Origin of the sequence: Lysobacter enzymogenes, assembly GCF_017168095.1 — a bacterium.
Taxonomy (GTDB): Bacteria; Pseudomonadota; Gammaproteobacteria; order Xanthomonadales; family Xanthomonadaceae; genus Lysobacter; species Lysobacter enzymogenes_D.
The window spans coordinates 1-5,578 of record NZ_LXSD01000363.1 but is presented as its reverse complement, the minus strand read 5'-3'; the positions used below and the strand labels follow the sequence as shown (position 1 = coordinate 5,578).

The 5,578-nt window shown below is 74.1% G+C and carries 1 protein-coding gene; it reads right to left on the bottom strand.

The window, feature by feature from the left end; genetic code table 11:
• The coding region (locus A7A76_RS14370; RefSeq protein ID WP_206411832.1) for a non-ribosomal peptide synthetase at window positions 1-5,578 on the bottom strand (5,578 nt) is incomplete at both ends.

The following is a 5,578-nucleotide window of genomic DNA, read 5'->3' as shown; positions in this document are numbered from 1 at the left end:
GCGCACCGCCAGCGCGCCGGCGTCGGGCGCCGGCAAGGCGCGCCGGTCGAGCTTGCCGTTGGGGCTCAGCGGCAGCGCCGGCAATTGCACATAGGCCGACGGCAGCATGTGCTCGGCCAGGCCCAGCGCCAGTTGCTCGCGCAACGCGGCCGCGTCCAGCGCGACGCCGGGCCGCGCCACCGCGTAGGCGACCAGGCGTTTGTCGCCCGGCGCGTCCTCGCGCGCGATCACCGCCGCCTCGGCGACGCCGTCGCAGCGCAGCAGCGCCGCTTCGATCTCGCCCGGCTCGATGCGGAAGCCGCGGATCTTGACCTGGGCGTCGTTGCGCCCGAGGTATTCCAGCGCTCCGTCGGCGCGCCAGCGCGCCAGGTCGCCGGTGCGGTACATGCGCGCGCCTGCGGCGGCGGCGAAGGGATCGCGCACGAAGCGCTCGGCGCTCAGCTCGGGACGGTTCAAATAGCCGCGCGCGACGCCGCGGCCGCCGACGAACAACTCGCCGGGCACGCCGACCGGCACCGGTTCGCCGTGCGGATCGAGCAGATAGATGCGCGCGCCGCCGATCGGCCGGCCGATCGGCACGGTCGCGCCGGATTCCTCCCAGCAGCGGTGCACGCTGGCCCAGACCGTGGCTTCGGTCGGGCCGTATTCGTTGTACAGCGCGATCGGCGGCGCGCCGTCGCCGCGCAATGCGGCGATATCGGCCGCCAATGCCGGCGGGCAGGCTTCGCCGGCGACGATCAGCTCGGCCAGGCTGGCATGCGCGTCGCCGCGCAGTTCCGGCAGCAGCAGGCGCGCCAGCGACGGCACGCACAGCAGGCGGGTGATCCGGTGCGCGGCGATGGCGCGGGCCAGCGCGGGCGGCGACAGCGCCGCATCGCGCGCGGGCAGGCACAGCGTGCCGCCGGCGCACAGGGTGCCGAACAGGCCGGCGACCGAACTGTCGAAGGCCAGCGGCGACAGCAGCAGGAAGCGCAGTTGCGGGGTATCGCCGTAACAGGCGTTGCGCACGCGCGTGGACGCGGCCAGCTGGCCGTGTTCGATCATCACGCCCTTGGGCCGGCCGGTGGAGCCGGAGGTGTAGATGACATAGGCCAGCGAGTCCGGGCCCAGCCCCGGCACGCACGGGTCGGCGCTGTCCTGAGCCGAGCCGTCGTCGGCATCGTCCGCGGCCGGATCGAGCAGCGGCGCGCGCACTGGCGCGCCCGCCAGCGCGGCGCGCCCGGCGGCATCGGCCAGGATCGCCAGCGGCGCGGTGTCGGCGAGGCTGTCGGCCAGCCGCTGCGCCGGGTAGTCCGGATCCAGCGGCACGTAGGCGGCGCCGGACTTCAGCACCGCCAGCACCGCCACCACCATCTGCGGCGAACGCTCCAGGCACAGCGCGATGCGCTGCTCCGGCCCCGCGCCGAGCGCGATCAGCCGGTGCGCGAGCCGGTTGGCGCGCGCATTGAGTTCGGCGTAGCTCAGTTCGCCGTCGGCGTGCAGCAGCGCCGGCGCGTGCGGGGTGGCGCGGGCCCAGGCTTCGATCCGCGCGTGCACGGTCTGCGGCGCAGGCTCGTCGGCCTCGTCCGCGTGGCCGACGCCGAAGTCGTGCAGCAGCAGCGCGCGCTCGCCGGCCGGCAAGGTGTCGATCTGCGCCAGCAAGCGCTGCGGCCGCTGCGCCAGGGCCTGTACCAGGCCTTCCACCGCGGTCAGCATCGCCGCGACGATCCGCTGCGGATCCATCGGCGCGATGCACTGCACGCCGACGCGGAAGCCGCGGCCGTCGTCGTCGAGGTTCAGCGACAGGGGATAGTTGCTGCGCTGCTCGCCGCCGAGCACGCGCGCGCCGTCCCACAGGCGCATCGCGCCGTCGCCGTCGATATCGCGCCGGCGCTGGTAGTTGAACACGCTGGTGAACAGCGGCAGCGCGGCGTCCACCGCGCTGCAGCGCTGCGCCAGCGCCAGCGGCGCCTGTTCGCGGTCGAGCAGTTCGGCCAGGTGCGCCTGGACCCGCTCCAGGCCCTGCAGCGCGGCGGTGCCGGCCAAGTCGACCCGCAACGGCAAGGTGTTGGCGAACAAGCCGAGCGCGCGCTGCGCGCCTTCGCCGGCGCGTTGCCGGCCCGACAGCACGGTGCCGAACACCACTGTCTCGCGCCCGCTGGCGCGCGCGACCACCAGCGCCCAGGCGAGGTGGAACAGCGCGGCTGGAGTGGCGCCAGCGCGCCGGCAGCCCTCGCGCAGCTGCGCCGACAGCGACGCCGGCAGCGCGGCCTGCGCCTCCAGCAGGTCGGCGCCGCCGTGCACGTCGAGCGCGCCGTACGGCGCGGTCGGCTCGTCCACGTCGTGCAGGCGCGCGCGGAAATACGCCTCGTGCGCCTGCGCCGGCTGGCGGCGCGCGGCGGCGATGAAGTTGCGGTACGGCCACGGCGGTGGCAGCGCAGCGGCGCGGCCGGCCGAAATTTCGCTCAACTCGTCCAGCAGCAGTTGCAAGGTCGCGCCGTCGACGATGGCGTGGTGGCCGAGCAAGGCCAGATAGCAGGTGCCGTCGCTGGCCTGGGCGACGCAGGCGCGCAGCAGCGGCGCCTGACCCAGGTCCAGGCGCTGCCGGCGCGGATCGCTGTGGCGCCGCAGCGTTTCCAGCGCGTCGCCCTGCACCCCCAGTTCTTCCACCGGCACCGATGCGCGCCGCAGCACCACCTGCACCGGCTGCGCCAGTTCCTGCCAATGCAGCGCGGTGCGCAACGCCGCATGCCGGTCCACCGCGACCTGCGCGGCGTCGAGGAACCGCTGCAGGTCCGCGCGCGAGGCGAACTCCAGCAGCCAGCGCTGCACGTAGGTGTCGCCGACGTCGTGCCCGAGCAGGTGATGGAACAGCAAGCCCTGCTGCAACGGCGACAGCGCGTAGATGTCCTCGATATTGGCCGCGCCGCCCGGGGTGGCGGCGACGATGCGATCGATCTCGGCCTGGCTCAGCTCGGCCAGCGGCAGCATCGACGGGTCGATCGCTGCGCTGCCCGCTTCGATCAAATTCGGCGGCGCCGCTTCGGCGGCCTGCGCCGTCGCGCTCGCGGCGCTGGCCTGGGCCGCCAGCGCGCGCACCGTCGGCGCGGCGAACACCGCTCCGGCCTCGACCGCCCAGCCCTGCCGGCGCAGGCGCTCGGCCATGCCGATGGCCTTGAGCGAATGCCCGCCCAAGGCGAAGAAATTGTCGTCGCGGCCGACCCGCTCCAGTTCCAGCAGTTCGCGCCAGACCGCGGCGATGGCGATCTCGGCCTCGCCCTGCGGCGGCGCGTATTCGGCCTGTTGCGCCAGCGCCGCGGCGTCGGGCGCCGGCAGCGCGCGGCGGTCGAGCTTGCCGTTCGGCGTCAGCGGCCAGGCGTCCATGCGCACGAACGCCGACGGCACCATGTGTTCGGGCAGGCTCGACAGCAGGCGCTCGCGCAGTTCCGCCACCAGCGCGGGGTCGGGCTCGGCCAGCACGTAGGCCACCAACCGCGCGGCCTCGCCTTCGCCCTGCGCCAGCACCACCGCCTCGCGCACCGGCGCGCAGGCGCACAGGCGCGCTTCGATTTCGCCCAGCTCGATGCGGAAGCCGCGGATCTTGACCTGATGGTCGTTGCGCCCGAGGTACAGCAATTCGCCGTCCGGCGACCAGCGCGCCAGGTCGCCGGTGCGGTACATGCGCGCGTCCGCGTCGCCGTGGAAAGGGTCGCGGAGGAAGCGCTCGGCGCTCAGTTCCGGCCGGTTGAGATAGCCGCGCGCGACGCCGACGCCGCCCAGGTACAGCTCGCCGATCGCGCCCAGCGGCGCCGGTTCGCCGCGGCCGTCGAGCACGTAGGCGCGGATATTGTCGATCGGCTTGCCGATCGGCACCGTGTCGGCGTCGAAATCGGCCGGACAGGTCCACGCGGTGACGTCGACCGTGGCCTCGGTCGGGCCGTAGAGGTTGTGCAGCGCCGCCCACGGCAGCAGTTCGCGCCAGCGCCGCACCAGCGGCGCCGGCAGCGCCTCGCCGCTGCACACCGCGCGGCGCAGCGAGGTGCAGCCGGCCGCGTGCGGCGAACGCTGGAACGCGCCGAGCATCGACGGCACGAAGTGCACGGTGGTCACGCCGTGTTCGACGATGGTCGCGGCCAGCGCGGCCGGATCCTTGTGCGCCTCGGGCGCGGCGACCACGACGGTGGCGCCGTACAGCAGCGGCCAGAAGAACTCCCACACCGACACGTCGAACGAGAACGGCGTCTTCAGCAGCACCGGCTCGCCGGGCTGCAAGCCATAGGCCGATTGCATCCACGCCAGGCGGTTGACGACCGAGCGGTGCTCGACCATCACGCCCTTGGGCCGGCCGGTCGAACCGGAGGTGTAGATCACATAGGCGAGGTTGCGCGCGCCCAGGCCTTGGACCTGCGGCGCATGGTCGGGGCCGTCGCCGGCGTCGTTCGGATCGAGCGCGCCCTGCGCCGCCGCGCCGAGCGCCGCGCGCCCGGCCGCGTCGGCCAGCCGCGCCTGCGGCGCGCAGTCGGCCAGCAATTCCTCCAGGCGTTGCGGCGGATAACCCGGGTCCAGCGGCACGTAGGCGCCGCCGGCCTTCAACGTGGCCAGCAACGCGACCACCATCGCCGGCGAGCGCTGCATGCACACCGCGACCCGCTGTTCCGGGCCGACGCCGGCCTGGATCAGGCGATGGGCCAGGCGGTTGGCGCGCGCATCGAGTTCGGCGTAGCTCCAGCGCTCGCCCTCGCCGACCACGGCGATGGCTTCGGGCGCGGCGGCGACGCGGGCCTGGAACTGTTGGTGCAGGCAGTGCGCATCGGGGAACGGTGCGGCGGTGTCGTTGAAGGTTTCCAGCAACCGCTGGCGCTCGTGCGCGCCGAGGATCGGCAGCGCGTCCACGCGCGCCTCCGGATCGGCGGCCATGCCTTCCAGCACCGCCACGCAGGCGTCGGCGATGCGTTCGGCGGTGTCGGCACGGTAGCGGTCGGCGTCGCAGGACAGCACCAGGCCGATGCCGTCGTCCCATTCCAGCGCCTCGAACATCAGCCCGACGCCGCCGTGCCCGCCGCTGCTCAGCGGCAGCGGGTACGGCCGCAGCGACAGCCCGCCCCAGGCCACCGGCTCAGCCTCGTCGGGCTCGCGCCACAGTCCGGCCAGGGCCGCGCCGTGGCGCGCCTTCTGCAGCACGAACAGAGTCTGGAACACCGGGTTGTCGTCGCCGCCGCGACGCAGCGGCAGGCGTTCGAGCAAGGCGCCGAACGGATAGTCCTGGTGGTTCATGCCGGCGTAGACGGTGTCGCGCACGCGCGCGAGCAGCGCGGCCACGCGGTCGTCGCCATGCACGCGGTCGCGCAGCGCCAGCACGTTGACGAAATCGCCGGTCACCTCGCTCCAGCGCGGATCGCCGCGCCCGGGCACCGGCGATCCGACCACGATGTCGTCCTGCGCGGTATAGCGGTGCAGGACGATCTTGTAGCCCGTCAGCAGCACGCTGAACAAAGTGCTGTCGTGCGCGCGCGCCAGGTCGGTCAGGCGCTGCGCCAGCGGTTGCGGCAACTGCCGCCGCGCCAGGTGGCGGCGTCCGCCGCCGCGCGCCGGGCGCGGC